The following is a 24,599-nucleotide window of genomic DNA, read 5'->3' as shown; positions in this document are numbered from 1 at the left end:
CTCTGGAACAAGCCCTGAGCGGATTTGTTCATGCGCGTAGCAAAGTCTCGCAACGGGCCTGTAAAAAACGATGCAGCACTTTCACGCGTTCTGACACTTGCAGGCGGTGAGGGCACATCAGGTTGAATGGCGTGGGTTCGCCTTGCCAGTCGAGTAGCAGGGGCACCAGCCGCCCAGCCTGGATATCACGGGCCACGTCCAGGTTGGCTTTATAGGCAATGCCATGCCCCGCCAACGCCCAGCGGCGGACAATCTCGCCATCGTCGCTGAGATAGTCACCGCTCACTTCAACCTCCTGGAGCAAGGTCCCCTGGCGGAAATACCAGGTGCTATTGGCCTGGCCCCGGCGCATGTAGCGCAGCGTGCTGTGGTGGGCCAAGTCTTCGGGCGTATGCGGGGTGCCGTGGCGCGCCAAGTAGTCGGGGCTGGCGCAGGCAATGCGATGGTGATCGGGTACCACCGGCAGGGCCACCAGGCTGGAGTCTCTCGGCACGCCAAAGCGCAAGGCGATGTCGACAGTGTCGCGAAACAAATCGGCATTGCTGTCGTTGAGCAACAGTTGCAGACGGATAGTGGGGTGCTCCAGCTTGAACTCATCCAACCAGCCCAACAGCACATTGCGACCGAAGTCCGAGGGAGCGGCCAATTGCAATAAACCACTGAGGCTTTGGCCTTGTTGCTTGATGGCATGTTCGCCTTCGGACAGGGCTTCCAGCGCTACCCGCACGCTGTCCAGATAACGCCGGCCTTCTTCGGTCAGGCGCATGCTGCGGGTGGAGCGGGCAAGCAGGCGGATGCCGAGACGGGTTTCAAGGCGCTTGAGGGCGATACTCGCGGCCGCTGGCGTGAGGCCCAGGCCACGGGCGGCGGCCGTCAGGCTACCGGTGTCGGCGCTGCGCACGAAGACTTCAAGGTCGAGAATCGAGCTCATTGATAAAAATCCTTTAAAGATCTTGTCGTTTTACCCGGATTTTTCATCGATTACCAAGCTGGGAAGATGAACGTTCACTTTCTGACCCAGGTAGTTTTCTCATGACCTCTTCTCTGAGCGGTAAAACCATCATCGTCATCGGTGGCAGCAGCGGTATCGGCGCGGCAATTGCCCAGGCCGCCTTGGCGCGAGGCGCGCATGTGATCGTGGCCGGGCGCCGCTTGGCGCCAGGTTCCGACAGCGGGCTGCGCAACGAGCCGGTGGACGTCACCGACAGCGCCTCGTTAAAGCAGTTGTTCGAAACCGTGGGGCGCTTTGACCATCTGGTCTACACCTCGGGGCCTTCGGTGCGGGCCAAGCCTTTGATCGAAACAGACCTGGATGAAGCCCGGGACAACTTCGATGTAAAGCTCTGGGGCGCACTACGCGCCATTCAACACGCGCTGCCGTTTTTGCACGAGCAGGGCAGCATCACCCTGACCTCGGGCCAGTTGGGGCGCAAGTTGGCGGCAGGGCAGTTCATCAAGACGGGCATTAACGCTGCGACCGAGGCCTTGGGCAAGCAACTGGCCAAGGAACTGGCGCCGCGTCGAGTCAATGTGATCAGCCCAGGGGTGATAGACACACCGGCCTATGCAGGGCTTGGCCAAGAGCAACGTTTGGCAATGTTTGCCAAGGCGGGCCAAGGGTTGCCGGTTGGGCGGGTGGGGCAGGCTGAAGAAGTGGCGGCGGGGTATGTACTGGCCATGGAAAATGGCTTTATGACCGGTGCGGTGGTTGATATCGACGGTGGCGGCCTGTTGTAAATACATGGCCCAAGTGGGAGGGAGCAGATCCCTCCCACGTTGAAGGCGTCAGGCCTTGAGCGTGCGCGTCATCCGCAATGCCAGAACACTGCCGCTCACAATCACCGCCGCCAGCAGGTACAACGCCACATCCGTAGAGCCGGTAGCATCCTTCACAAAACCCACGATATAGGGGCTGAGAAACCCCGCCATCTGCCCCATGGAGTTGATCAACGCCAAGCCACCCGCCGCCGCACCCGCGCTGAGCATCGCGGTGGGCACCGGCCAGAACATCGGCAGGCCGGTGAGGGCGCCCATGGTGGCGATGGTTAGGCCGAGAATGGCGATAGCGGGGGTGGTGGCGAAGTTAACGGCGATCACCAGGCCAATGGCGCCCATCAACATCGGTACCACCAAATGCCAGCGGCGCTCCTTGCGCAAATCGGCAGAGCGGCCCACCAGCAGCATGAACACTGCCGCCAACAGATACGGAATCGCGCTGAGCCAGCCAATCACCAGGTTGTCGCTGAAACCCATGTTCTTGATGATCGACGGCAGCCAGAAGTTGATCGCATACACGCCACTCTGGATGCAGAAGTAGATCAGGCCGAATGCCCAGATCGCCGGGTTCTTGAACACTTGGGCCAGGGAGTCGCTGGTGGTTTTCGGCTTGTTTGCCAGGTCTGTGGCCTGGTCAGCTTCCAGTACCGCACGCTCATGGGGCTTGAGCCACTTGGCGTTGGCGAAACTGTCACTGAGCAGGAAATAGGCGAGGGCGCCGAGGATCACGGTCGGGATGCCTTGCAGCAGGAACATCCACTGCCAGCCCGCCAAGCCACCTTGGCCTGCGGCAAAGTGATTGAGAATCCAGCCGGAAAACGGGCTGCCGAGCAAACCGGACACCGGGATCGCCGACATGAACAGTGCCATGATTCGCCCACGGCGGAAGGTCGGGAACCACTGCGAAAGGTACAACACCACACCGGGGAAGAAGCCGGCTTCAGCGGCACCGGTGAGCAGGCGCAGGGCGTAGAAATGCGTGGGTGTGGTCACAAACAGCAGGCATGTGGAGAGCGTACCCCACACGATCATCATCAATGCGATCCAGCGCCGCGGGCCAAACCGGGTCAGCGCCAGGTTACTCGGCACGCCGCACAGCACGTAGCCGATAAAGAAAATCCCGGCCCCCAGGCCGTACACGGTTTCACTGAATTTCAACGCATCGAGCATCTGCAGCTTGGCAAAGCCAACGTTTACCCGGTCGAGGTAATTGAACAGATAGCAGATAAAGATGAAGGGGATCAGGCGCAGGGTGATGCGCTTGTAGATGGCGTTCTTATCGTCATCGCTGGCCAGTGCGGCAGTGGCGCTCTGTGACATGGGATTCTCTCTTTATTATGATTTTTCGCGGTGCGAGGGTAACGTTGACCGCCCTGACAGTCTCGGTGACGTGACGGGCAGCTGTCTTTGTGCTGGCGCACAGTCAAGCTGCCTTTGCGCTGTGCCGGTGAACAACCTTTTTTAGGAAATTAGCCCCATGTTCGAGCTGGATCATGCCCTGGCGCAGGAGATTGTCGATCGCACCATGGCAATCCTGCCCTATAACGTCAATGTCATGGACAGCCAGGGCTTGATCCTGGGCAGCGGCGAGCCGGAGCGTATCAACACACGCCATGAAGGTGCGCAATTGGTGTTGGCCAATGGGCGTGTGGTGGAAATCGACGGGCAGACCGCCAAGCATCTCAAGGGTGTGCAACCCGGCATCAACCTCCCGCTGTTGCATGATCAGCGCCTGATTGGCGTGCTGGGTATCACCGGAGAACCAGATGGGTTACGCACCTACGCCGAACTGGTGCGTATGACCGCCGAAATGCTGGTCAGCCAACGCCACCAGCAAGCCGAGCAACAATGGCGCCGCCAGCGTTGCGATGATCTGCTGGCCCTGCTGTTGGCCGACAGCGGCGACTCCCCGCGCCTGGTGGACGAAGCCCAGCAATTGGGGCTCAAGCCACAACTGGCGCGCACGCCGTACCTGTTTGAACTGGGCCCGGGCCAAACGGCGGAGGCCCTGAGCGCCTGGCTCGCCAGCCGCTACCCGGACAGTTGGTGCGTCAGCTCTGCGCAGTTCTCCTTGCTGTGGTGTCGACCTGCTGCGGTGCAGGTCGATAACCCCCGCTTGCTGGAAAAGCTCGAGGGCCTGGGTTGGAACATCCAGCGCATTGCCATCGGCGGGCAAGCGGAGGGCTTGGCGGGGCTGCGCCGCTGTTACCGCCGGGTAGGAGATCTGCTGGCTTATGGCCGCGATATCCTGCCGCAATCACGCCTGTTGACCCTCAACCGTTATCGCCTGCCGGTCATGCTTTGGCGTCATCGCAACGACGACGCCCTGGACGAATTGCTCAACCCGTTGCGCAAGGTGTTGGCCAAGGACAGCAACGGGCAACTGCTCGCCACGTTGCGCAGTTGGTGCGAGCACGACGGGCAAAGCCAGGCGTGTGCCGACGCCTTGGGCATTCACCGCAACAGCCTGCGCTACCGCATGGAACGCATAGCCGAACTCAGCGGCGTAGACCCGCTGACGCTAGATGGGATGCTTGCCTTGTACCTGGGCGTACAACTGCTGCCCCACCCCCTGTAGGCGCGAGCAAGCTCGCTCCTACAGGGGGCATTGTAGAAATGAACAACAAACCCGCCCCACACTTGTGCATCGGCCCCGCGTCATTGCCCCTGCCAACTGGCAGCATGGGCGTTATAAAAACCGGAGAACGTCCATGAAAATCGTGATCGCCCCTGACTCGTTCAAAGACAGCCTGAGTGCCGCAGGCGTCGCCCAGGCGATTGCCGAGGGGTGGGCCGAGGTCTGGCCGGATGCGCACGTGCTTCAATGCCCGATGGCCGATGGCGGTGAAGGCACGGTGGATGCGGTGCTCGCCGCGTGTAAGGGGCAATTACGTCGGCAAACAGTCCGAGGCCCGCTGGGCGACAGCGTCGAAGCACGTTGGGGCTGGTTGGCCGACAGCCATACCGCGATGATCGAGATGGCCGAGGCCAGCGGCCTGCAACTCGTCGCGCCGGGGCAGCGCGACGCCTGTTCCAGTACCACCTATGGCACCGGCGAGTTGATCCGCGCCGCGCTGGATGCCGGGGCGCAGCGCATCATCCTGGCGATTGGCGGCAGTGCCACCAACGATGGCGGGGCGGGAGCGATGCAGGCCCTTGGCGTGCAGCTATTGGATAGCGAACGTCAGCCACTGCCGGCGGGTGGGTTGGCATTGGCACGCCTGGCCCATATCAGCCTTGAACAACTCGACCCGCGCCTGGCGCAGGTGCGTTTTGAAATCGCCGCCGACGTCAACAATCCCCTGTGCGGCCCCCACGGTGCCTCGTCGATTTTCGGCCCGCAAAAAGGCGCGAGTCCCGAGCAAGTGGCACACCTGGACGCGGCCCTTGGGCACTTCGCTGACCATTGCGCTCAGGTGCTGCCCAAGGATGTGCGCGACGAACCTGGCAGCGGCGCCGCCGGTGGCCTGGGCTTTGCTGCCAAGGCGTTTCTCGCTGCCCAGTTTCGTCCAGGGGTTGAGGTAGTCGCTGAACTGGTTGGCCTCGATGAAGCGGTGCGTGGCGCCGACCTGGTAATCACCGGTGAAGGTCGCTTCGACGCCCAGACGCTGCGGGGAAAAACTCCGTTTGGCGTGGCGCGCATTGCCCGGCGACACGGCGTGCCGGTGGTCGTGATCGCGGGCACCTTGGGCGACGGCTACGAGCAGATGTACGCCCACGGTGTGGATGCAGCGTTCGCCTTGCCGTCGGGGCCGATGTCTCTGGAGCAAGCCTGTCACGAGGCGCCGCGCCTGTTGCGTGAGCGGGCCTCGGACGTTGCACGGGTATGGCGCCTGGCAGCTACTCGCTGACCCCGCGCGCCAGCCGCTCCACCCACTGCGCTTGAAACCCCTGTAGCTGCACACCGGGTTGCTGCAACTGCACAAATTCAAGCATCGGGTCTTGCACCGCCGTGCGCACTCCGCTCAGTTCCTCCAGGGTCGCCAAGCCGCAGAACGGCACATAGGCTTCGCTGTAGCCGCCTTCATGTACCAGCACCAGGCGGCCCTGGCACAGACGCTCGGCGGCCAGGCGCAGGGCGCGGGTCAGCAGCCGGAACGATTCACTGTGCAACAGCATGCGCGCCAACGGGTCGACGGCGTTGGCGTCATAACCACAGGCGACGATGATCAACTCCGGCTCGAAGCGCTCCAGCGCGGGCACTACGATGCGTTCCATGGCGTGTAGATAGGTGGCGTGGCCACTGCCTGGCGGCAAGGGGATATTGATGTTGGCCCCCACGCCCGCCCCGCGGCCGCGATCCTGCTCGCCGCTGTAACCGGGCGGGTAGCAGCCGTCCTGGTGCAAGGATACCGTCAACACATCGGCCCGTTCTTCGAAGATCGACTGCGTGCCGTTACCGTGGTGCACATCCCAGTCGATCACCGCGACTTTGCCCAGACCGTTGCGGGCCTTGGCGGCCTCGATGGCAATGGCAATGTTGGCCAGAAAACAAAAGCCCATAGCACTGTCTGCCAGGCAGTGATGACCCGGTGGCCGCGACAGCGAATAGGCGTTGTGCGCCTGGCCCTTGAGCACCATGTCCACGGCGGCCAGGGTCAGTCCGGCGGACAGTTGCGCAATTTCGAAGCTGCCCGGCCCAATCGGTGCCTGGGGGCCAAGCTCACCGCCACCCGCATCGCTCAAGGCCTTGAAACGCTGCAGGTAAGCGCGGCTGTGGACCCGCAGCAGATCCTCTTCACTGGCGGGCGGCGCGCTATGCAGTTGTAGTTGGCGGCTCAGTCCGGAGACATCCAACAGGCTTTTCAGGCGGCGCTTGGTCTCCGGTGACTCGGCATGCCCGCTGCCGGCCGGCGGCTGCACCCAGCCGCCCACGGGCAGGGTCAGCGCATGGGCGCCGGCGCTGTGCCACAGGCTCATTTCGTCGAAAAAAAATGCGGTGGTTGGGTTCATACCGGTTCCAGTTCAGTGGGGGAATGGGGACGGCTGGCGACGATCATCACCAGAGACAGCAAGGTGATAGCGGCTGCACCAAGCAGCAACAGGCTGAAACCGCCGCTGGCCTCGATCAGGCGGCCAGCGAGCGCCGGGCCGATGGCCAGGCCGCCGCCGATGACCAGGTTGGAGGCGTTCATCAGCTTGCCGCTGTGATCAAGGTCGGCCAGGCAGGCCAGGATCAGCGGCAGAATGAAGGTCCAGGTGAATTTGAACAGCAGCGCCGCCAAAGCAAATCGCAGCAATGCGGGCTGGCCGAACAACAGAAGCACCGCTGCCGCCATCAACAGGTAGCCCAGCAACAACAGCACTCCACGCGGCAAGCGGGTCCCGATCAGTGAAGCGCTCGCGGCCCCGGCAATGCCCATCACGGTGGCGATGGCGAGGATGTCGCCGCTGTGCTGCGCCGAAATCCCGGCACTGGCGCCCAAGGCACCGATAAAGGTCCAGACGCCTCCCAAGCTGATATAAAAGGCCAGGACCGCGCCAACCCCCAGGGCGGCTTTCCAGCGTGAACCGGGCAAGACCGGGGTGCGGCTGGCGGGCAACGCACGGCTACCGGCGGGAAAAGCCCGCGCCAATGGCAGCAGCAGAGCCATCAACCCTGCCAGGATCAGGTAGCAGGCATTCAAGCCAAACCGTTCGAACAAACCAGGCAGCACCACCAGGCCGACGGCACCGACGATCAACTGTCCCATCACCCACAAACCATAGACTCGGCTGGGATTGGCGGTGGTGGCGGCACTGGCCAGGCAGAGGATCATCAACGAACCGCCGGCCAGGGCGCTGGCCCCGCGCAACACCAGCAGCACGGCGTAGGTGTCGGCGAGCATCGACAGCAGGTTGGCCGCAATGAACAACAGCGCGGCGACCCGGGCGGCAGTGCGCCAGTCGACCCGCTTGAGCCACCACCAGGCGGGCAAGGTCGCCAGGCTCATGGCGCCCAGTTCCACGGAAAACAAGTCGCCAATCCGCGCCGGGCTCAGTTGCCATTGGCTGGCCAACTGCGCGGCCACGGCGGGAGCAGTCATCAGGAGGGTCGGAGTGATGGCGGCAAACAGTACGATCGCCGCCAGCCGTGCCGTTATCGCAGGGTTGGAAATGGGCATTTTCAAGCTCCAGGGAAAGGGGTCAGAACACATGCACGAGGCGCAACAGCGCTTCGGTGCCGGCATAACCATTGGAAGCCGCAACGTGTTGCGAAAGGCTGACCATCAGTTGGTTCTGCCGGTCGAGCCAGTGCCCGAGTTCGAAGCCGACTTGGGTGTAGCGCTTGTGGGTATCGTCGAGGCGACGGTTGTTGAGGCGCAGGGCGCCACCGTCGGCCTGGATCAGGCGCAATGCGCCGTAAGTGGCGGCGCTGAAGTCATACGAGGCAAAAGCCTGCAGGCGATACAGCGGGGCTTGCTTGAGTTCGCTGCCGAAGTAATCGTCATTGCGGCCATAGAGCTGGGCTTCCAGGTTGGCTTCCAGCACCCATTTCTCACCGATACCGTGGGTGTAGTTGTAGACAAAGGTGGCGCCCCAGCGATTGGCACCGGGGGACACGTCCGGGTTTTGGCTGTGGTACTCACCTATCGGCACAGTGATCAGGCTCAACAAGCCGCTGTAAGTGCGCGTCACCGGGTCGTTGACGAAAAACAGCGTGCCGCCCACCTGTGGATCGCCCAGGCCGCGCTCGCGGCTGCGCTGGTTGGCGCCGGGAAGGCGTGCGCTGATGTCGGCAAAGGGCAGGATGAATTGCGGCGTGCACAACGTGCCGCAGGCGTCGGTGAAATACACCTGACGGTAGGCCACGGCGTTGACCCTGAGGTCGGCCTTGCCGGTGCTGTCGGCGGGGCCATGGAAATCGCTGGCACGGGTGGCGGGCAGGTACAGCACACCCAGGCGGGTGCCCGGTGGGGCGGCGAAAAAATCGCGGGCGTTGAGGTCGGCAGCCTGGCTGTCGAGGCTGAACAGGCTGGCGCACAGCACTGTCAGGTTACGTAGGCGCGTTGAAGTCATGGCGAAGCGTCTCGTGTTAGAGGAGGCCGGAAAATGGGCAACAGCAGCCCGTGACCGTAAAAAACGACCGTGGCAAAACCGTGGGAGAAGCGGGCAGGGTCAGTCGGGCGGGGCGTGCACCAGGTGCGCTATGCGCGCCTTGTCCTTGACGCCGAGCTTGGCGTAGATGGCGCGAATATGGTGGCGCACGGTATTGGGCGAAAGGCCAAGGTCGCGGGCCACTTCCTTGTAGGTCTTGCCCTCGCCGAAGCCTTGGGCCACGTCGTTTTCCCGTGGGCTGAGCTGGGGCAGGGCACGGTTGAGGCGCGCGGCCAACAGCAATTGGTCGCCCACTGGGGACGCCTGGATGTGGATGCGCTTGCCGTCATACCCGCGCTCATCAAGCGGCACCGGCAGAGTGGGGCCACACCATTGCGGCCATTCGCTGAGCAGCAGGTCGACAAAACCGCGCTCGGCGCATTGCAACACACCCCGGGGGTCGCACACCGCCAGGGCCAGATTGCGCGGGCTGGCCAGGGTTTCACGCATGGCCACCAAGGTGCGGATCTGGTTTGCCGAGACCGCCGCCACCAGATGCAGCATCAGGTTATTGAGCAACTGGCAATCCTGCACGTTGAACGTGGGCGCAGTGGGCTGGCGGTAGAGCGTCAGGTGGTGGCTGAGGTGGGTTTGCGGGTCGATATGGATGACACATAGCAATTCACCTAGGCCGTGGCGTTGCGCTAGCCAGTTCAAGGCGCTGCCGCTGGCGGGGTCGCGCATATCGATAATTACTGCCTCGCCAGGCGAGGCATGCACCCGTGCAACGGTCACGTCCAGATGGCGGATTGACTGCCAGTCCGCCAGGTAGTCGGGCGGCAACTGGTAGAGGTAGCTGTTGTGCTCTTGCGGCAGACCGTTGATGACAGCCGAGCGCCCCCACCAGGCACTGTCGAAGGCCAGCAATTGGCTGACGCGTGCCAGGGCATGGCACTGGAAGTGTTCGATGTCCTGGTGTTGGGCCAAGCGTTGCAGGTCCAGGGTCAGGGTGCTGAAGGCCTGCAACAGGCCCGAGTAATCAAGACGGCTCATGGGTATTCCTCTGTGGGACTTTTTTTGTTGTTCTCGTCACAGGGTGAAGGCCGAAGTGTCGGGTTGACGGGGCAGGGCCTGAGCTGAGTATCGGCGCTGCGCATAGGGATCGCCATCGTTCAGATGCAGGATGGTGCTGGTTGGCTGGTAAGAAAACGCCCGACTCGTCAGCCAGGCGCTTAGCCTCTAAACTGGTCCGCCACTTGTCTTTCAAAGGATGAAATGCAATGCACCCACCTGAACCGTCTATCGTGATCCAGCGTTTTACCGAGGCCCACCTGGAGGGCGTCGCCTCGCTATACAACGAACCGGCTGTTTGCCGTCAGGTGCTGCAAATGCCTTTTCAGTCGGTTGAGATGTGGCGCAAGCGCCTGGTGATGGATAACGAGCGGCGCCTGCAACTGGTGGCGTTGCATGGCGGTGAGGTGATTGGCCAATTAGGGCTTGAGCAGTACCTGCGCGTACGCCAGAGCCACGTTGGTTCGTTGGGTATGGGCGTGGCGCCCGCCTGGCAGGGCAAGGGTGTCGGTTCGCGGCTGTTGGCGGCCGCGCTGGAGGTGGCCGACAACTGGATGAACCTGCGCCGTGTGGAGCTGACGGTCTACGCCGACAACGAGCCTGCGCACAACCTGTACCGCAAGTTCGGCTTCGAAGTGGAAGGGCGGCTGCGCGATTACGCCCTGCGCGACGGTATGTTTGTCGACACCCTGAGCATGGCGCGCCTGCGCACGTCGGCTTGATCCTGTAAAACTGTGGGAGCGGGCTTGCCCGCGAAGGCGGAGTGTCAGTCACTGAATCTTCAACTGAACCACCGCTATCGCAGGCAAGCCAGCTCCCACACGGCTCATGCATTGCCCACAGAGTCAGCGCCCGGTACAGATGCCCTGCAAGGCAAACCCCACCGCGGCCTGCGCGTGCAACGCGGTGGTGTCCAGCAGCGGCAGGGCGCTGTGTTCGGGCTGGATCAGCAGGCAGATTTCCGTGCAGCCAAGAATAATCGCCTGAGCGCCGCGTGCGGCGAGTGTCTGGATCGCCTGCTGATACACCTGGCGCGAGGCGTCGCTGATGACGCCCACGCACAACTCTTCATAGATGATTCGGTGCACCGCCTTGCGTTCATCCGCGTCTGGCACCAGCACGGTGAGCCCCTGGCCGGCGAGGCGCGATTTAAGGAAATCCTGCTCCATGGTGAACGCGGTACCCAACAAGCCCACCGTCAAGGTCCCGGCCTCCAGGGCCGCAGCCGCCGTGGCATCGGCAATATGCAGGAAGGGAATCGACACTGCCGCCTCAATGCGCGGTGCCACTAAATGCATGGTGTTGGTACACAGCACCACACAATCAGCCCCCCCGGCCTGCAAGCGTCGCGCGGCATCTTCCAGGATCAGCGCGGTATCGTCCCAACGCCCGGCATGCTGAGCCTGTTCCACCGGGCCGAAATCCACGCTGTACATCAACACTTGCGCCGACCGCAGCGGGCCGAGCTGGTCGCGCACACGCTGGTTGATAAGGCGGTAATACTCGGCGCTGGACTCCCAGCTCATGCCGCCGATAAGGCCGATGGTGTGCATGTGGTGCTCCGGACAAAAAGTGTGGCTTCACCTTACCCATTGAAGGCGGATGAGTCATACGCAGTTGCCAGCCAATTCACCGGAGCAGTTCAAATAACCTTGATCAACGATCACTTCTGATCAATACCCGGCGCTAAATTAAGGTGCGATGCCTCAACATTGGCTATACCTACCACTCGTTCTTACGATGATGCTCGCCAGGGAGTTCAATAATGAAATTAAGGCTAATGATCGGCACACTGTGCGTCGCTTCGCTCGGTATGGCCGGTTGCGCCAGCAAGGTGGTGCAACCGAATGAGTATTCAGGGTTTCTTTCCAACTACAGCCAGCTCAAGGAGGCCAAGTCACCCTCGGGGGCTGAGGTGATGCGCTGGGTTGATCCACAACTGGATTTGAACCGTTACACGGCGGTGTACATCGAGCCCACCCAGTTTTACCCCAAGCCCCAGGCCACTTCCCGCATTCCAGAGAGCACGTTGCGGGGAATCAACGACTATTACAACCAGGCGCTCAAGCGCGAGCTGGCTCAGTCATTGCCCGTGGCCAATGCCCCTGGCCCTGGAGTGATCGTGGTAAGGGCGGCGATTACCGCCGTGAGCAGCAAGACCGAGAGCCTCAAGCCTTATGAATTTATTCCCGTCGCCCTGGTGGCTGCGGCAGTGAGCACCGGCACCGGCATTCGCGACCAGGAGACCACCCTGGGCACCGAGGCGCAGTTTCTCGACGGCGCCACTCATAAAGTGCTGGCCCAAGTGGTGCGCAAAGGCACCGGCAAGCCGCTGGCTAATGACTCCCAAGTGATGAAGACCGACGATGTGAAAAGCGTCATCGATGGTTGGGCGTCGGACCTGCACCAGTCCTACGTGAAGCTGAAAAAACACTGAGTCAAAAAAAGCACGGTGGGTCATCGCCCGCCGTGCTTTTTTTTCGCCGAGCTTATTTAAGCGGCGTCAACGCTGGTAGCTTCCACTGGCCGCCAGCGACTTCAGGCTTGGGCAGGTAAATGCGCAACACCGCGTAGAACGGGCCGGGCGGGGCCGGCAACCAGTTGCTCTGCTCAGCCTTGGGAGGTTCGTGGTGCTGCAGCGCCAGGGTCAAGCCACCATCGGCATCGAGCTTGAGGGTCGGCAGCATCTGCGAATTGATCAGGTAGCGCTTCTTGTGATTCGGCACCAGCAATTTGGTCTTTGCGTCATACATCGTCAGTGACCAGAACGCATCGGCCGGCGGCAGCTGGTCCTTGGCAAAATGCACGGTGTAGCTGTGGCGTGCACCATTAGCCGGCTTGCCCTCGCTGTCGATGACGTAGCTCAAGTGCGCGGCTTCATCACTGGAGTTGCCGAACATCCCCAGCTCGGCACCGGCGTAGCGGTACAGGTAGTTGTTTTGCAGGTGGTCGCGGCTGCCGTACAGGTCTGCGTCGGTCACTTGGTGGGTATCCACCTTGGCCTTCTTGAACGCGGCGAATTCGGCGCGGCCATCGGCGATGCCGTCCTCCAGGGCCTTGCGCTGCTCGGTAGTCAACTGCTTGACCTTGAACGGCGCGCCTGGGGCGATACCGATCTTGGCAAAGCGTGCCAGCAGATCTTTTTCGCTGTCCTGGGGCGCGGCGAAGGCCAGCATGAAGTTCAGGTAGCGAAACAGCTGCGGGCCTTCGGTCATGGTTGCCATCGGCTTGGGCCATTGGATCTTCGGCACAGTGGCAGGCGCGGGTTGCTTCACATAACTGCTCAGCGCCTGCACCTTGTAGCCGCTCTGGACCTGCTTGACCTTGCCCAGGTCTTTGTCATCAAACAGCTGCGTGCGGTAAAGGGCGTAGGCGATGTTGCTTTCGCTGTAGACCACACGGTCGATGTCCACCGGCTGCTGACCTTTCCAGTCTGGCCCGGCGATCATGTAGTGGCCGCCGTTATTGCCAGTACTGCGGGTGCCCAGGTAGGCAAAATTCTGTGTATAGAGGTCGATCAACTGCACCGAGTAATAGCGCTTGTCTTCAATCTTGGGCAGGGTCAGCACCAGCGGCTCTTTACGCAGGTCCATCCACACGAACGAGTAGGGCGTGTCGACGTTGGGGGTGGTAACCGCGTTGTCCTTGGGGGTGAGCACCTGGGCGCCGTTGTCGATACGGTTAAACGGCGCCTTGAAGTGGGCACCGCCTTTATCAACGGCCTGGGTGTAGAGCGTCTTGTACATCTGCACCACCGGGAAGCCGTACAAGTAGGCTTCCTTGGCAATGGCCCTGGCTTCGCTGGGGCTTGCGGTGAAGTCAGCCCAGGCGCCGGAGCTCATGAGTATCGAGAGGCTCGCCAACAGCAGGCGCGTCGGTTTTCCAATCATGTTGTTGCGTCCTTCCTGAGTGCTATCTGAGAGCGTGGCGTGAAGGCGCTGAGTTTCCTGTTTTATTGGCCGGTCGTCACGTTAATCTCTGCAAAGGACGATGAGGAAGGGGCGTTAGAGCATGGATTTGACTTTGTCACGCAATTGATCAATGGAGAACGGCTTGCCAATCACCTGCATACCGGCGGGCACATCAATGTTTTCGGCATAGCCGCTGGCAAACAGGATAGGCAGGGTAGCGCGCAGTTCGCGGACTTTGGTTGCCAGTTGTTTGCCGTCCATGTCGGGCAGGCCGACGTCGGTCATCATCAGGTCGATGATCTGGTCGGTATTTTGCACCTGCGCCAGTGCTTCCCCAGCATCCGCGGCTTCGAGCACCGTGAACTCCAACTCTTCGAGGACATCGACGATCAGCATGCGCACGATGGCGTCGTCTTCGACTACAAGGATGGTGGAGGTGTGGGACATAGTGAACTTTCCTGAACAGTGAGAGCGCTGGGCTTAAAGGCAACTAGATTGTGAGTAATAACAATGCCAGCAAGTTCCGAAGCAATTGCTGGCATTGTGACCTTAGCGGCGCAAAAAGTCCCGTCCGCTTGCGTGTCGACTCACCAAGGTACCGGCGCCATGCGCTTGACCGCATCCGCTGTCAATCAACGCACAAACATAGCGTTGAGCGATGTTATTCGGGCAAACTTGCGGTTTTCCCGCATTTGGCCAAGGCATGCCCATGACACCCGCGTCGTCCGTCGATGAAAAAAGCTTTCGTACCCTGCTGAGCCGGAACGTGGCCCTGCCCTTGGGCGTGGGCGTGCTCAGCGCGGTGTTTTTCGTCTGCCTGATTACCTATTTGCTCTCGGTGATCCAGTGGGTGGAGCACACCGACCGCGTCATTAACAACCTCAATGAGACGTCCAAACTGACGGTTGACCTGGAAACAGGGATGCGCGGGTTCCTGATCACCGGTGACGAGCACTTCCTTGATCCGTACGAAGTGGCCAAGCCGCGGATCATTGCCGACCTGCGCAATCTGCAAGACCTGGTAGCCGACAATCCGCAGCAGGTTGACCGGCTCAAGCGCTTGGAAACCTTGCAGACCGAATGGAACACCTACGCGCAGTCGATGATTGAGCTGCAGCGCAACAGCGGTGATTACCGTGGCGCGGTCAAGGCGGGCCGGGGCAAGCGGCTCACTGATGAAATTCGCAAGGAATATGAGGACGCGGTGGCGATGGAACAACAGTTCCGTATCACCCGTAACGCAGAGGTTACCCGCACGACGGTGATCAGTGTCACGTTGTACCTGGCGTTTGTACTGGGGCTGAGTGGTTTTCTGGCCTACATCGGCAGGAAGAATTTAATTTCACTTTCAAAGAGTTACAGCGCAAACCTCGCGTCACAACAGAAGATTGCACGGCGCCTGGAGCAAACCGCCTGGCTGCGCAATGGCCAGACCGAGCTGGCCGAGCAAGTGCTGGGCCAACTGACCCTGAACATGCTGGGACGCAATATCCTGCAATTCTTCGCCCAGTACATGGGCTCTGCGGTCGCCGCGCTGTACGTGCGTGAAGAACACGGCGGCCTCAAGCGCGTGGCCACGTATGGTTTCTCCCGCGAGCAGGAACAGCAAGAACAGTCGATCTACAGCGACGAAGGCATCGTCGGGCAGGCCGCTCAGCTCAATCGTCTGATTCGCCTGGACGATGTGCCGGTGGATTACTTCAAGGTCAGTTCCGGTCTTGGCGAAGGGGCCACTCGCAGCATCCTGGTGATGCCGACCAGCGATGATGACCGTGTCAACGGCGTAGTCGAGCTGGGCTTCCTGCGCCCTCTGGATGAGCGTGATATCGAACTGCTGGAACTGATCGCCGGCAATATCGGCACCTCCATCGAAGCCGCGCGCTATCGCCAGCGCTTGCAGGAAGTGCTGGCCGAGACCCAGCAACTCAACGAAGAGCTGCAAGTGCAGCAGGAAGAGCTCAAGACCGCCAACGAAGAGCTCGAAGAGCAATCGCGCATCCTCAAGGAGTCCCAGGCTCACCTGGAAACCCAACAGGCTGAGCTTGAACAGACCAACGAGCAACTCGCCGAACAGACCCAGACCCTGGCCGAACAGCGCGACGCCATGGACCGCAAGAACATCGAGCTGAACCAGGCCCAGCTTGAGCTGGAAGACCGCGCCGATGAGTTGCAGCGCTCCAGCAAGTACAAATCCGAATTTCTTGCCAACATGTCCCATGAGCTGCGCACACCGCTCAACAGTTCGCTGATCCTGGCCAAACTGCTGGCGGATAACCCGCAGGAAAACCTCAGCGCCGAGCAGGTCAAGTTTGCCGAGTCGATCTATTCGGCCGGCAATGACTTGCTCAACCTGATCAACGACATCCTGGATATTTCCAAGGTCGAAGCCGGCAAGCTGGAAGTGCGCCCGGAAAACGCCAGCGTCGAGCGCCTGGTGGATGGCCTGCGTGGCATGTTCGAGCCGCTGGCAATGGACCGCAAACTGGGCTTCCAGGTGGACGTGCAACAAGGCTCGCCAACCCTGCTGTTTACTGATCGCCAACGCCTGGAGCAGATCCTCAAGAACCTGTTGTCCAACGCCATCAAGTTCACTGAACAGGGCGAGGTCAGCCTGTCGGTGTCCCGCGCGCCGGGGGAGGGCATTGCCTTTACCGTGCGCGATTCCGGCATTGGTATCGCCCCGGATCAACAGGAAAGCATCTTCGAAGCTTTCCGCCAGGCCGACGGCACCACCAATCGCCGTTACGGCGGTACAGGCCTGGGCTTGTCGATTTCCCGTGACCTGGCCACCTTGCTGGGCGGCTATATCAGTGTGACCAGCGAACCGGGCAAAGGCAGTATTTTCACGCTCGTATTGCCTGAACAGTATGTGGAACGCGACGAGGCCGCGGCGCCGATCGAGCCACCGCGCCAAGTGGTGGTCGCGCCGGCACCAACGCCCGTCAAGGTATCGCCGCTGCCGGTGGCTGACGCCGAGTTGATCCCGCGCTTTGCCGATGACCGCGAAAAAGCGCCGTTCAGCACTCGCTGCATCCTGGTAGTGGAAGACGAGCCGAATTTTGCGCGCATTCTGTTCGATCTTGCCCACGAGCTGGGTTACCACTGCCTGGTCGCCCACGGTGCCGACGAGGGCTACAGCCTCGCCGAGCAATACATCCCCGACGCGATTCTGCTGGACATGCGCCTGCCCGACCACTCAGGACTGACTGTGCTGCAACGCCTCAAGGAGCACGCCAACACGCGCCACATCCCGGTGCACGTGATCTCTGTGGAAGACCGTGTCGAAGCCGCCATGCACATGGGTGCCATCGGTTATGCGGTCAAGCCCACCACCCGCGAAGAGCTCAAGGACGTGTTCGCGCGCCTGGAAGCCAAGTTGACCCAGAAGGTCAAGCGCATCCTGCTGGTGGAAGACGATGACCTGCAGCGCGACAGCATTGCCCGCCTGATCGGCGACGATGACATCGAGATCACTGCCGTAGGCTTCGCCCAAGAGGCCCTCGACCTGTTGCGCACCACCATCTACGACTGCATGATCATCGACCTCAAGCTGCCGGACATGCTCGGCAACGAGCTGCTCAAGCGCATGGCCACCGAGGACATCTGCTCGTTCCCGCCAGTAATCGTCTACACCGGGCGTAACCTGACCCGGGATGAAGAGGCCGAACTGCGCAAGTATTCACGCTCGATCATCATCAAGGGCGCGCGCTCGCCCGAGCGTCTGCTGGATGAAGTCACGCTGTTTCTGCACAAAGTCGAATCCCAGTTGTCCCATGACCGCCAGAAGATGCTCAAGACCGCCCGCAGCCGCGACAAGGTGTTCGAGGGGCGCAAAATCCTCTTGGTGGACGACGACGTGCGCAATATCTTCGCCCTGACCAGCGCCCTGGAGCACAAAGGTGCTGTGGTGGTGATCGGGCGTAACGGCCAGGAGGCTATCGATAAACTCAATGAAGTCGAAGATATCGACCTGGTGCTGATGGACGTGATGATGCCGGAGATGGACGGTTACGAGGCCACCGCCTTGATCCGCCAGGACCCACGCTGGAAAAAACTGCCAATCATTGCCGTGACGGCCAAGGCCATGAAGGACGATCAGGAACGTTGCCTGGCAGCAGGCTCAAACGATTACCTGGCCAAGCCGATTGACCTGGACCGCCTGTTCTCACTGATTCGCGTATGGCTACCGAAGATGGAACGCATTTAAGTGGAGCAGTGTTTCTTGGATAAGAGTAGCGATATTGAGCTGCGCCTGTTGATCGAGGCGATTTACCTCAAGTACAGCTACGACTTTCGCGACTATTCGGGCGCGTCGGTCAAACGCCGTGTGGCCCATGCCTTGCGTCAGTTCGACTGCGCGACCATTTCCGCACTGCAAGAGCGCGTGTTGCACGACCCTGCGGCGTTCATGCAGTTGCTGCAATTCTTGACCATCCCGGTGAGCGAGATGTTTCGCGACCCGTCGCACTTCCTCGCGATTCGCCAGGAAGTCGTGCCGCTGCTCAAGACCTACCCGTCGATCAAGATCTGGATCGCCGGCTGCAGCACAGGCGAGGAGGTGTACTCCATGGCCATCCTGCTGCGTGAAGAAGGCTTGCTGGAACGCACCATCATCTACGCCACGGACATCAACCCGGCGTCGCTGGATAAAGCCAAGCAGGGCATCTTTTCCCTGGAGAACGTGCGCGCCTATACCGCCAATTATCAGCAGGCCGGCGGGCAACGTTCATTTGCCGACTACTACACAGCAGCTTACGATTACGCGATCTTTGACAAGACATTGCGCGAGAACGTGACCTTTGCCGATCACAGCCTGGCGACCGACAGCGTATTTTCAGAAACGCAATTAATTTCATGTCGTAACGTATTGATTTATTTCAATAAAAAATTGCAAGATCGAGCGTTTGGCTTGTTTCATGAGTCGCTGTGTCATCGCGGCTTTTTGGTGCTGGGCAGCAAGGAAACCCTGGATTTTTCCGCCTACAGCAAGCAATTCGAACCCTTGGTCAAGCAGGAACGGATCTACCGAAAATCATGAGCGACGCGCCGGACACCCCGATTTCGGGGATCGAAGCCATCGTCGTCGGCGCGTCCGCCGGCGGCGTCGAGGCGTTGCTGAGTATTTTCGGCCAGTTGCCCAGTACCTTCGGCCTGCCGATCATTGCCGTGCTGCACCTGCCGGACGAGCGCCGCAGCCAATTGGCGGAAGTCTTTGCGCGGCGCCTGAACATCCCGGTCAAGGAGGCGAGGGACAAAGAAGCGCTGGAGGCGGGCACCTTGTACTTTGCCGGGCCCGGTTATCACCTGTCGGTAGAGCAGGACCGCAGCCTGTCCCTGAGCCAGGAAGACCGGGTGCACCATTCCAGACCCGCCATCGACTACCTGTTTTCCTCGGCGGCCGATGTGTATGGGCCTCGCCTGCTCGCCATTTTGTTGACTGGCGCCAACCAGGACGGCGCAAGTGGGCTGGCCCACGTCAAGCAATCGGGTGGCATTACCATCGTGCAGGACCCACAAGAGGCACGCATTGCCGTCATGCCCCTGGCGGCCCTGGCCTTGCACACACCTGACCATATTCTTTCCTTGAGCCGAATCGGCTCATTGCTGGCTTCCCTGGAACCCTTCCCATGTTAAGTACTGTCCAGGCCAAACTGCTGATCGTCGACGATCTGCCGGAAAACCTGCTGGCCCTAGAGGCGCTGATCAAGCGTGAGGATCGCCAGGTCTTCAAGGCATTGAGTGCCGATGAGGCGTTGTCCCTGTTGCTGGAACATGAATTCGCCATGGCGATCCTCGACGTGCAGATGCCTGGCATGAACGGGTTCGAGCTGGCCGAACTGATGCGCGGCACCGAAAAGACCAAGAACATCCCCATCGTGTTCGTCAGCGCCGCCGGGCGCGAACTCAACTACGCCTTCAAGGGTTATGAGAGCGGCGCGGTGGACTTCCTGCATAAGCCCTTGGATATCCATGCGGTCAAGAGCAAGGTCAATGTGTTCGTCGACCTGTATCGCCAGAGCAAGGCGATGAAGCTGCAAGTCGAAGAGCTGGAGCGTAGCCGCCGCGAGCAGGAACTGTTGCTCACGCGCCTGCAGGCCACTCAGGCCGAACTGGAACAAGCGGTGCGCATGCGTGACGATTTCATGTCGATTGTCGCCCACGAAGTGCGTACACCCCTGAACGGGCTGATTCTGGAGACCCAGTTGCGCAAGATGCACCTGGCCCGGGACAACGCCGCCGCGTTCACTCTGGACAAGATGCACGCCATGGTTGACCGCGATGAGCGCCAGATCAAAAGCCTGATCCGTCTGATCGAAGACATGCTTGACGTGTCACGCATCCGTACCGGCAAGCTGTCCATACGCCCGGCGCGTTTTGACCTGGCGCAGTTGGTGCGCAACCTCGTGCACAACTTCGAGCCACAGGTCGCCGCGGCTGAATCGTCGATGCAGTTGGTGGCAGACGAGCCTGTAGAGGGCCACTGGGATGAATTCCGTATCGAGCAGGTGATCACCAACCTGCTGACCAATGCCCTGCGCTACGGGGCTAAAAGCCCGGTGGATGTACGGGTGTATACCGAGCATGGCGAGGCGCGCGTGGAAGTGCGCGACCGTGGCATTGGTATCAGTGAAGACAACCAGAAGCGTATTTTCCAGCAGTTCGAACGGGTTTCCGCCAATCATGCCGCCGCCGGCCTGGGCCTGGGATTGTTTATTTCCGAGCAGATAGTAGCGGCCCATGGCGGCACCATCGAGGTGGAGAGCCAGATAGGCGAGGGCGCCTTGTTTCGTGTGTGCTTGCCCCTTGAGGCGACCGCGTGAAATCAATCGTCAGCTCGACGCAACCTCTGCGTGACCCCATGGTCGTAACTGCAGCAATTGACCGGACAAAGGCTTCCCATGAGTGAAGATGCACAAGATGTCGTACTGATCGTCGAGGACGACGAATCCATTATGTTTGTGCTGGGTGAGTACCTGGCAGGCTTGGGCTACCGGGTCTTGAAGGCGATCGACGGGGAGCAGGCCTTCGAAATCCTTGCGACCAAACCGCACCTGGACTTGATGGTCACCGATTACCGCCTGCCGGGTGGAATTTCCGGGGTGCAGATCGCTGAGCCGGCGCTCAAGCTGCGACCGGAACTGAAAGTGATCTTTATCAGCGGCTATCCGCAGGAAATTCTCGACTGCAACAGCCCGATCACGCGCAACGCGCCGATTTTGGCCAAGCCGTTTGATCTGGATACGCTGCAGGAGCATATCCAGCGTTTATTGGCGTGATGATTCAAACGAGACGCGCAAGTTTTGTGCGATAGCAAAAGTTCTTCTCGAACCACCGAGAAGAACCTTTTTGAGGTATTGCGCGTTTTTCCCGCTTGACGACATCCTTTATGCCGAAGGCACGAAATCCTTCAAGGGAAGACCAAACGGCTGTTTACTGACAGGGTCAAGGGCATACCATTTGCCGTTTTTCTGGGTGGCAGCGATTGCTGTTGTTGTCCCTTGCATGCTGGCGTTGCCTATTGTGGCGTTCTCAACATTCCTGAAGATCTTTACAGGGTCATACTTGATTTTAAACGAAGGTTGATTATTCCGCCCGGGACCACTGTTCGCCAAGTAAGTTATACCTTCTTGAACGACGCCTTGCGCAATACCCTTTGGATCGATAGGGTTGAGTGCGCCTATGGCGCCACGCACCAATCTTTTTGCGGTGCTCCCAAACGCAGACGAGCCCGCTCTGGCACCAGCGCCAGCGGCCCGCGCCGCCCCACCGGCGCCGGCAAGAAGAAAGCCAAAAACATCAAACGCCACATCGATGAGGCCCTCGCGCCAGTTTCCTGCGATAAAGTTTTTGACGGCGTTATAACCCGGAATAAGCCCTACTACAAAATCTTCGATTTTTTGCCAGAAAGGGACTTCACCATCGAATGCAGTGGTGCCCCGCAGTGACTCTGCGTTATCCCGAATACTGATTTTTTTACCAAGGCGTCAGCGATGTACTGTGTCTTTTCGCTGGCGAAGCTGTTGGGCGCGTTGTTGACGTTGTCGTTTGACCGAGGCGCTAGGACATCTTCCTTGTAGTCGCCATCCGGGACGATAGGAATAAGGCTCCGTGTGCGGACCACACTGTCACCTACGGGAGGGAGGGGGCCGGTCGACTTGTCAGGTATGCCAGGGATGGTTGCGGGTGTTTTATCATTCAAATCCTCACGTTTGCGAATAATATTATTTGGCCCATCTATTTCATAAGTATGAATGCCTTTACGGCCGCTTGCATCTACAAACTCGCTTTGCACAATGATGCTGTGGGGCGAAGGTTCTAACCCTACTGGTGTGCTAGAAGCGCCAGAGTAGGTAACGTCAACTTCTCTGGATACAGTGATTTTCCCATGCTCAATTATATTTCGGTCTTCAACAGGGAGTTTGGAAATCAAGTTCTTGACTTGCGTTTGCGTGGCTCGTTCAAAGCGATCGAATAAAACAGAAAGCTGTGCTTCGAAGGTAGACACTACGAAGCTGTTTGTAAATTTTCGCAAGGCGATGGTGCTAAGGTCGATATCTTTATCGCTGGATGTATAGCTATCTAAAGCGACATCCTTATGGTGTCGCTCCGCGTTAATCAATATATCTACCAATGAGTAGGGCCCTGGAAATTCCAAAAAGCCAGAGTCCTTTGGTGTCAGCACTTTTCGTTTGATTTGCTCTTCCGACAAGTGCGGATTTTGCTCTTTGATGCTGGCCACTGCCATTTCATGCAGCACAGGGAACGGCGTTGCAAACGTCTTGGAAGACTCATTCAACTGATGCATCTGCTCATTGAATGCAGCGCGCACCTTTGCCATATCTTCTTCTGAGTATTGATCTGTGCTGCTCCTGGTCAGCACACCATTGTAAACGCCCCAGTCTTTCAGGGCGTCCGTTTGAGCCTGCTGCTCAACCAGTTTGTCTGCCAGCGTTATTGGCGCCAGTTCATGTCGCATCATGACTTGGGCATACGTCATTCGGCTGGTCGAGCCAGGAGCCTCAGCCTCTATACGGGCTACTGCCGTAACGAAACTGACCCAAGAGTGGGTACCCTTGGTCAATGTTTCGGGTATGTCTTTGACCAGGAGTTCCGGAGCCTTGCGGGCCAATAGAACTTCCATGGCCAGCACGCCGTTGTAATGGTTCGTCACTCCGGTTTCGCGCAAGTGATCAGACAGCGTTGCGTATATGTCTTGGGCGTTCATTCCGGAGAGGTTCATGTTGGCGAGGTCGAAGCCTGCAACTTTAGTCCTGTTCGAATCGGGTGAAGTTGCGTTGATGCTGAGGGGGTCCAACGAGTCGTAGAGCGCTGTCAACATCCAATCAGCGATCACGTTAGGCGATGCAATTTCGCCAAATTCGCGCTCCGCCGCAAGGGCGAATTTTTTAACATTGGGAAACTCCAGGACGTTGTCAATGCCGCGGCTACGATCTTCCAGAAAGCTTGCACCGAAATTCTGTCGATATTCAACCCCGCGAGTCAAATAGGCGAGCAGGGTGTTTTCTGGCTGACCTTCCAAAAACTTACTGGTCATGGCGGCAAGTGCACGCCGATCATCATTGCTCATCGGCGTTGGCCATGAGTGCGCCCCACCTAGATTGCCATGCGCCGGTTTTTCAATGGGAGGGCTTGCCAACGACTGCGCAATGTTCTTTAACTCCGACGCATTAGTTGGAAGTACTATGCCATGCCCTACGAGGTAGTCGCGCAGTGTCACCGCCACATCCGGTTTCAGATTGTGGTCCCGGAAGTAGGAAGAGGTGGGATCTATCTCAACTGGCGTATCCAGAACATTTTGCAACCGTTGCTTAATGGTTAGCTGGAGCTTTTCGATAGTTTCTTCGTAACCAGATCTTTTTTGCCAGAATTGGAGCTCGGCCTCCAGGTCCTCAAGGTCCTTAGCTTTTTCGTTTACGACGTTTGATATTACCCCAATCACGGCATTTCGATTGTTCAGATCCCCCAACTCCGACACTTGATTATTCAGGTATTGCTGGGGAGGGAAATTAAACCTCTCATTGTAGGTGTCAGAATCCGGATCCTGCAGTTTATCAAGTAGCTGCTGGATGGATGCCTGTCGCTGAGAAGGCGATAGTATGCGGTCGGAGGGCACGGCATGACCATGAAACCGTGCGATGTCTGCGATCGTTGCGGTGGTCGCGGTGGATGCGGTATCGAAACTTACGACATTGCCGGGGCCTGCCAGCGTTTTGGCAACACTCATGAGCAGGGGCCAACCCGTAAAGCTGTGAATATCCAAGGATTTGGCGGTGGGCGTGGGCGGTGAAAAGTCGAAGGGGTTTCGCTGTTTGGCCCCCGTGGTAGTGACGTCGAGGGTACCGCTGTCGACATTGATAGTAAGCGGCTTTGATAGGTCTACATCATTCTGCTTGGCCCAGTCCTTGAACGCAGGGCTTCCAAGTAGTTTAAGCATCAGCGCACGCGTCTGCCCTAAGGACGAATTCCACGGGATTCTGTCAACTTCAACTTCGCGATAGTCTTGATTGTCACCCAACAAATCTCGCAACGTACCACCGTATATGCTGGCTAACCACTGATCCTTATCTTGCAGAGAGGTTTGTCTTGTTCCCGGAAGCTCTGTCGCGACCTCGAGGCGGGCAGATTGCGGTTGTGGAACGGCGTTTGCCAGTTGGGACGTATAAGGTTCGGAAAAGCGTGAATTGGAAATGGCAGTCATCAGAAATATTCCTGGTCGATGTGGGTAGTGCGTTATTCGCCAACGTATGTGGAAAAAAACTCACATCGATTCCATCTGCTGCCTGCTAAACCGTGACGACTTAT

General features: G+C 59.4%; 21 protein-coding genes. 10 read left to right on the top strand and 11 right to left on the bottom strand.

Translation table 11 applies throughout. The features are described 5' to 3' along the window. Positions 1-28 precede the first annotated feature (28 nt). Positions 29-931, bottom strand: coding sequence for a LysR family transcriptional regulator (locus AB9N64_RS03720; RefSeq protein ID WP_014718500.1), 903 nt, complete (start codon positions 929-931; stop codon positions 29-31). A gap of 101 nt (positions 932-1,032) precedes the next feature. On the opposite strand from AB9N64_RS03720, the gene AB9N64_RS03715 reads away from it, so the two are divergent. Beyond that, a complete protein-coding gene (locus AB9N64_RS03715; RefSeq protein ID WP_038450187.1) occupies positions 1,033-1,737 on the top strand; it encodes an SDR family oxidoreductase in 705 nt (234 codons plus the stop codon). A gap of 48 nt (positions 1,738-1,785) precedes the next feature. Here the strand turns inward: AB9N64_RS03715 and AB9N64_RS03710 are convergent, their stop codons facing one another. Further along, entirely contained in the window at positions 1,786-3,096 is a 1,311-nt protein-coding gene (locus AB9N64_RS03710) for an MFS transporter (protein WP_032903042.1), read from the bottom strand. Between the two features lie 157 nt (positions 3,097-3,253). On the opposite strand from AB9N64_RS03710, the gene AB9N64_RS03705 reads away from it, so the two are divergent. After that, positions 3,254-4,354: a sugar diacid recognition domain-containing protein gene (locus AB9N64_RS03705; protein WP_073844687.1), complete on the top strand. Its 1,101-nt coding sequence runs from the start codon at positions 3,254-3,256 to the stop codon at positions 4,352-4,354. A gap of 133 nt (positions 4,355-4,487) precedes the next feature. Then, complete coding sequence (locus AB9N64_RS03700) at positions 4,488-5,627, top strand: glycerate kinase (RefSeq protein WP_019817067.1); 1,140 nt, start codon at positions 4,488-4,490, stop codon at positions 5,625-5,627. On the opposite strand, the gene AB9N64_RS03695 is transcribed toward AB9N64_RS03700, so the two are convergent. The 4 genes from AB9N64_RS03695 to AB9N64_RS03680 all read right to left on the bottom strand — a co-directional run bounded on the left by AB9N64_RS03695 (position 5,617) and on the right by AB9N64_RS03680 (position 9,846). Next, a complete protein-coding gene (locus tag AB9N64_RS03695; RefSeq protein ID WP_073452450.1) occupies positions 5,617-6,729 on the bottom strand; it encodes a class II histone deacetylase in 1,113 nt (370 codons plus the stop codon). The two genes, AB9N64_RS03700 and AB9N64_RS03695, sit on opposite strands and share 11 nt — an antisense overlap. Beyond that, positions 6,726-7,880 carry an MFS transporter gene (locus AB9N64_RS03690; protein ID WP_038450181.1) on the bottom strand — a complete coding sequence of 385 codons (1,155 nt, stop codon included), beginning with the start codon at positions 7,878-7,880 and terminating at the stop codon, positions 6,726-6,728. Before AB9N64_RS03690 ends, AB9N64_RS03695 begins: the two co-directional genes overlap by 4 nt. Before the next feature lie 22 nt (positions 7,881-7,902). Continuing rightward, the gene (locus AB9N64_RS03685) at positions 7,903-8,775 is read right to left on the bottom strand and encodes a transporter (RefSeq protein ID WP_019817065.1); all 873 of its coding nucleotides are present in this window, start codon (positions 8,773-8,775) and stop codon (positions 7,903-7,905) included. 99 nt (positions 8,776-8,874) lie between these two features. Then, positions 8,875-9,846: a helix-turn-helix transcriptional regulator gene (locus AB9N64_RS03680; protein WP_073452454.1), complete on the bottom strand. Its 972-nt coding sequence runs from the start codon at positions 9,844-9,846 to the stop codon at positions 8,875-8,877. A gap of 227 nt (positions 9,847-10,073) precedes the next feature. Here AB9N64_RS03680 and AB9N64_RS03675 point away from each other — a divergent pair, with 227 nt between their 5' ends. After that, positions 10,074-10,586, top strand: coding sequence for a GNAT family N-acetyltransferase (locus AB9N64_RS03675; RefSeq protein ID WP_020302768.1), 513 nt, complete (start codon positions 10,074-10,076; stop codon positions 10,584-10,586). A 123-nt stretch (positions 10,587-10,709) separates the two neighbouring features. Here AB9N64_RS03675 and AB9N64_RS03670 read toward each other — a convergent pair whose 3' ends face one another. Next, positions 10,710-11,417, bottom strand: coding sequence for an aspartate/glutamate racemase family protein (locus tag AB9N64_RS03670; RefSeq protein ID WP_019817064.1), 708 nt, complete (start codon positions 11,415-11,417; stop codon positions 10,710-10,712). 212 nt (positions 11,418-11,629) lie between these two features. On the opposite strand from AB9N64_RS03670, the gene AB9N64_RS03665 reads away from it, so the two are divergent. Then, positions 11,630-12,301 carry a DUF3313 domain-containing protein gene (locus AB9N64_RS03665; protein WP_038450173.1) on the top strand — a complete coding sequence of 224 codons (672 nt, stop codon included), beginning with the start codon at positions 11,630-11,632 and terminating at the stop codon, positions 12,299-12,301. 52 nt (positions 12,302-12,353) lie between these two features. Here the strand turns inward: AB9N64_RS03665 and AB9N64_RS03660 are convergent, their stop codons facing one another. Together AB9N64_RS03660 and AB9N64_RS03655 are read right to left on the bottom strand one after the other, a co-directional pair. Next, entirely contained in the window at positions 12,354-13,754 is a 1,401-nt protein-coding gene (locus tag AB9N64_RS03660; protein WP_371359973.1) for a DUF1254 domain-containing protein, read from the bottom strand. Between the two features lie 114 nt (positions 13,755-13,868). Further along, positions 13,869-14,222 carry a response regulator gene (locus AB9N64_RS03655; protein WP_014718487.1) on the bottom strand — a complete coding sequence of 118 codons (354 nt, stop codon included), beginning with the start codon at positions 14,220-14,222 and terminating at the stop codon, positions 13,869-13,871. A gap of 262 nt (positions 14,223-14,484) precedes the next feature. Here AB9N64_RS03655 and AB9N64_RS03650 point away from each other — a divergent pair, with 262 nt between their 5' ends. The 5 genes from AB9N64_RS03650 (at position 14,485) to AB9N64_RS03630 (ending at position 21,052) form a co-directional block, all read left to right on the top strand. Continuing rightward, a complete protein-coding gene (locus tag AB9N64_RS03650; protein ID WP_014718486.1) occupies positions 14,485-17,982 on the top strand; it encodes a response regulator in 3,498 nt (1,165 codons plus the stop codon). Then, positions 17,983-18,813, top strand: a complete 831-nt coding sequence (locus AB9N64_RS03645) for a protein-glutamate O-methyltransferase CheR (protein WP_019817062.1) — start codon at positions 17,983-17,985, stop codon at positions 18,811-18,813. It begins immediately after the preceding gene. Beyond that, entirely contained in the window at positions 18,810-19,409 is a 600-nt protein-coding gene (locus AB9N64_RS03640) for a chemotaxis protein CheB (RefSeq protein ID WP_020302772.1), read from the top strand. Before AB9N64_RS03645 ends, AB9N64_RS03640 begins: the two co-directional genes overlap by 4 nt. Further along, entirely contained in the window at positions 19,403-20,596 is a 1,194-nt protein-coding gene (locus AB9N64_RS03635; RefSeq protein ID WP_020302773.1) for a hybrid sensor histidine kinase/response regulator, read from the top strand. Before AB9N64_RS03640 ends, AB9N64_RS03635 begins: the two co-directional genes overlap by 7 nt. Positions 20,597-20,674: 78 nt before the next feature. Beyond that, a complete protein-coding gene (locus tag AB9N64_RS03630) occupies positions 20,675-21,052 on the top strand; it encodes a response regulator (protein WP_005788286.1) in 378 nt (125 codons plus the stop codon). Positions 21,053-21,160: 108 nt separating this feature from the next. On the opposite strand, the gene AB9N64_RS03625 is transcribed toward AB9N64_RS03630, so the two are convergent. Next, entirely contained in the window at positions 21,161-21,583 is a 423-nt protein-coding gene (locus AB9N64_RS03625; protein WP_371359972.1) for a hypothetical protein, read from the bottom strand. Positions 21,584-21,654: 71 nt separating this feature from the next. Beyond that, on the bottom strand, positions 21,655-24,495 hold the full coding sequence (locus tag AB9N64_RS03620) for a hypothetical protein (RefSeq protein WP_371359971.1): 2,841 nt from the start codon (positions 24,493-24,495) through the stop codon (positions 21,655-21,657). Between the last annotated feature and the right edge of the window lie 104 nt (positions 24,496-24,599).

This window comes from Pseudomonas sp. KT_2_4 (assembly GCF_041410225.1).
Taxonomy (GTDB): domain Bacteria; phylum Pseudomonadota; class Gammaproteobacteria; order Pseudomonadales; family Pseudomonadaceae; genus Aquipseudomonas; species Aquipseudomonas paracarnis.
Note: the sequence above shows the minus strand (reverse complement) of the source record. Positions and strands in the feature narration are given on the sequence as shown.

Bases quoted from the DNA above. Each gene is read 5' to 3' on its own strand.
- AB9N64_RS03720 (WP_014718500.1), bottom strand. From the start codon at position 931: ATGAGCTCGATTCTCGACCTTGAAGTCTTCGTGCGCAGCGCCGACACC.
- AB9N64_RS03715 (WP_038450187.1), top strand. From the start codon at position 1,033: ATGACCTCTTCTCTGAGCGGTAAAACCATCATCGTCATCGGTGGCAGC.
- AB9N64_RS03710 (WP_032903042.1), bottom strand. From the start codon at position 3,096: ATGTCACAGAGCGCCACTGCCGCACTGGCCAGCGATGACGATAAGAAC.
- AB9N64_RS03705 (WP_073844687.1), top strand. From the start codon at position 3,254: ATGTTCGAGCTGGATCATGCCCTGGCGCAGGAGATTGTCGATCGCACC.
- AB9N64_RS03700 (WP_019817067.1), top strand. From the start codon at position 4,488: ATGAAAATCGTGATCGCCCCTGACTCGTTCAAAGACAGCCTGAGTGCC.
- AB9N64_RS03695 (WP_073452450.1), bottom strand. From the start codon at position 6,729: ATGAACCCAACCACCGCATTTTTTTTCGACGAAATGAGCCTGTGGCAC.
- AB9N64_RS03690 (WP_038450181.1), bottom strand. From the start codon at position 7,880: ATGCCCATTTCCAACCCTGCGATAACGGCACGGCTGGCGGCGATCGTA.
- AB9N64_RS03685 (WP_019817065.1), bottom strand. From the start codon at position 8,775: ATGACTTCAACGCGCCTACGTAACCTGACAGTGCTGTGCGCCAGCCTG.
- AB9N64_RS03680 (WP_073452454.1), bottom strand. From the start codon at position 9,846: ATGAGCCGTCTTGATTACTCGGGCCTGTTGCAGGCCTTCAGCACCCTG.
- AB9N64_RS03675 (WP_020302768.1), top strand. From the start codon at position 10,074: ATGCACCCACCTGAACCGTCTATCGTGATCCAGCGTTTTACCGAGGCC.
- AB9N64_RS03670 (WP_019817064.1), bottom strand. From the start codon at position 11,417: ATGCACACCATCGGCCTTATCGGCGGCATGAGCTGGGAGTCCAGCGCC.
- AB9N64_RS03665 (WP_038450173.1), top strand. From the start codon at position 11,630: ATGAAATTAAGGCTAATGATCGGCACACTGTGCGTCGCTTCGCTCGGT.
- AB9N64_RS03660 (WP_371359973.1), bottom strand. From the start codon at position 13,754: ATGATTGGAAAACCGACGCGCCTGCTGTTGGCGAGCCTCTCGATACTC.
- AB9N64_RS03655 (WP_014718487.1), bottom strand. From the start codon at position 14,222: ATGTCCCACACCTCCACCATCCTTGTAGTCGAAGACGACGCCATCGTG.
- AB9N64_RS03650 (WP_014718486.1), top strand. From the start codon at position 14,485: ATGACACCCGCGTCGTCCGTCGATGAAAAAAGCTTTCGTACCCTGCTG.
- AB9N64_RS03640 (WP_020302772.1), top strand. From the start codon at position 18,810: ATGAGCGACGCGCCGGACACCCCGATTTCGGGGATCGAAGCCATCGTC.
- AB9N64_RS03635 (WP_020302773.1), top strand. From the start codon at position 19,403: ATGTTAAGTACTGTCCAGGCCAAACTGCTGATCGTCGACGATCTGCCG.
- AB9N64_RS03630 (WP_005788286.1), top strand. From the start codon at position 20,675: ATGAGTGAAGATGCACAAGATGTCGTACTGATCGTCGAGGACGACGAA.
- AB9N64_RS03620 (WP_371359971.1), bottom strand. From the start codon at position 24,495: ATGACTGCCATTTCCAATTCACGCTTTTCCGAACCTTATACGTCCCAA.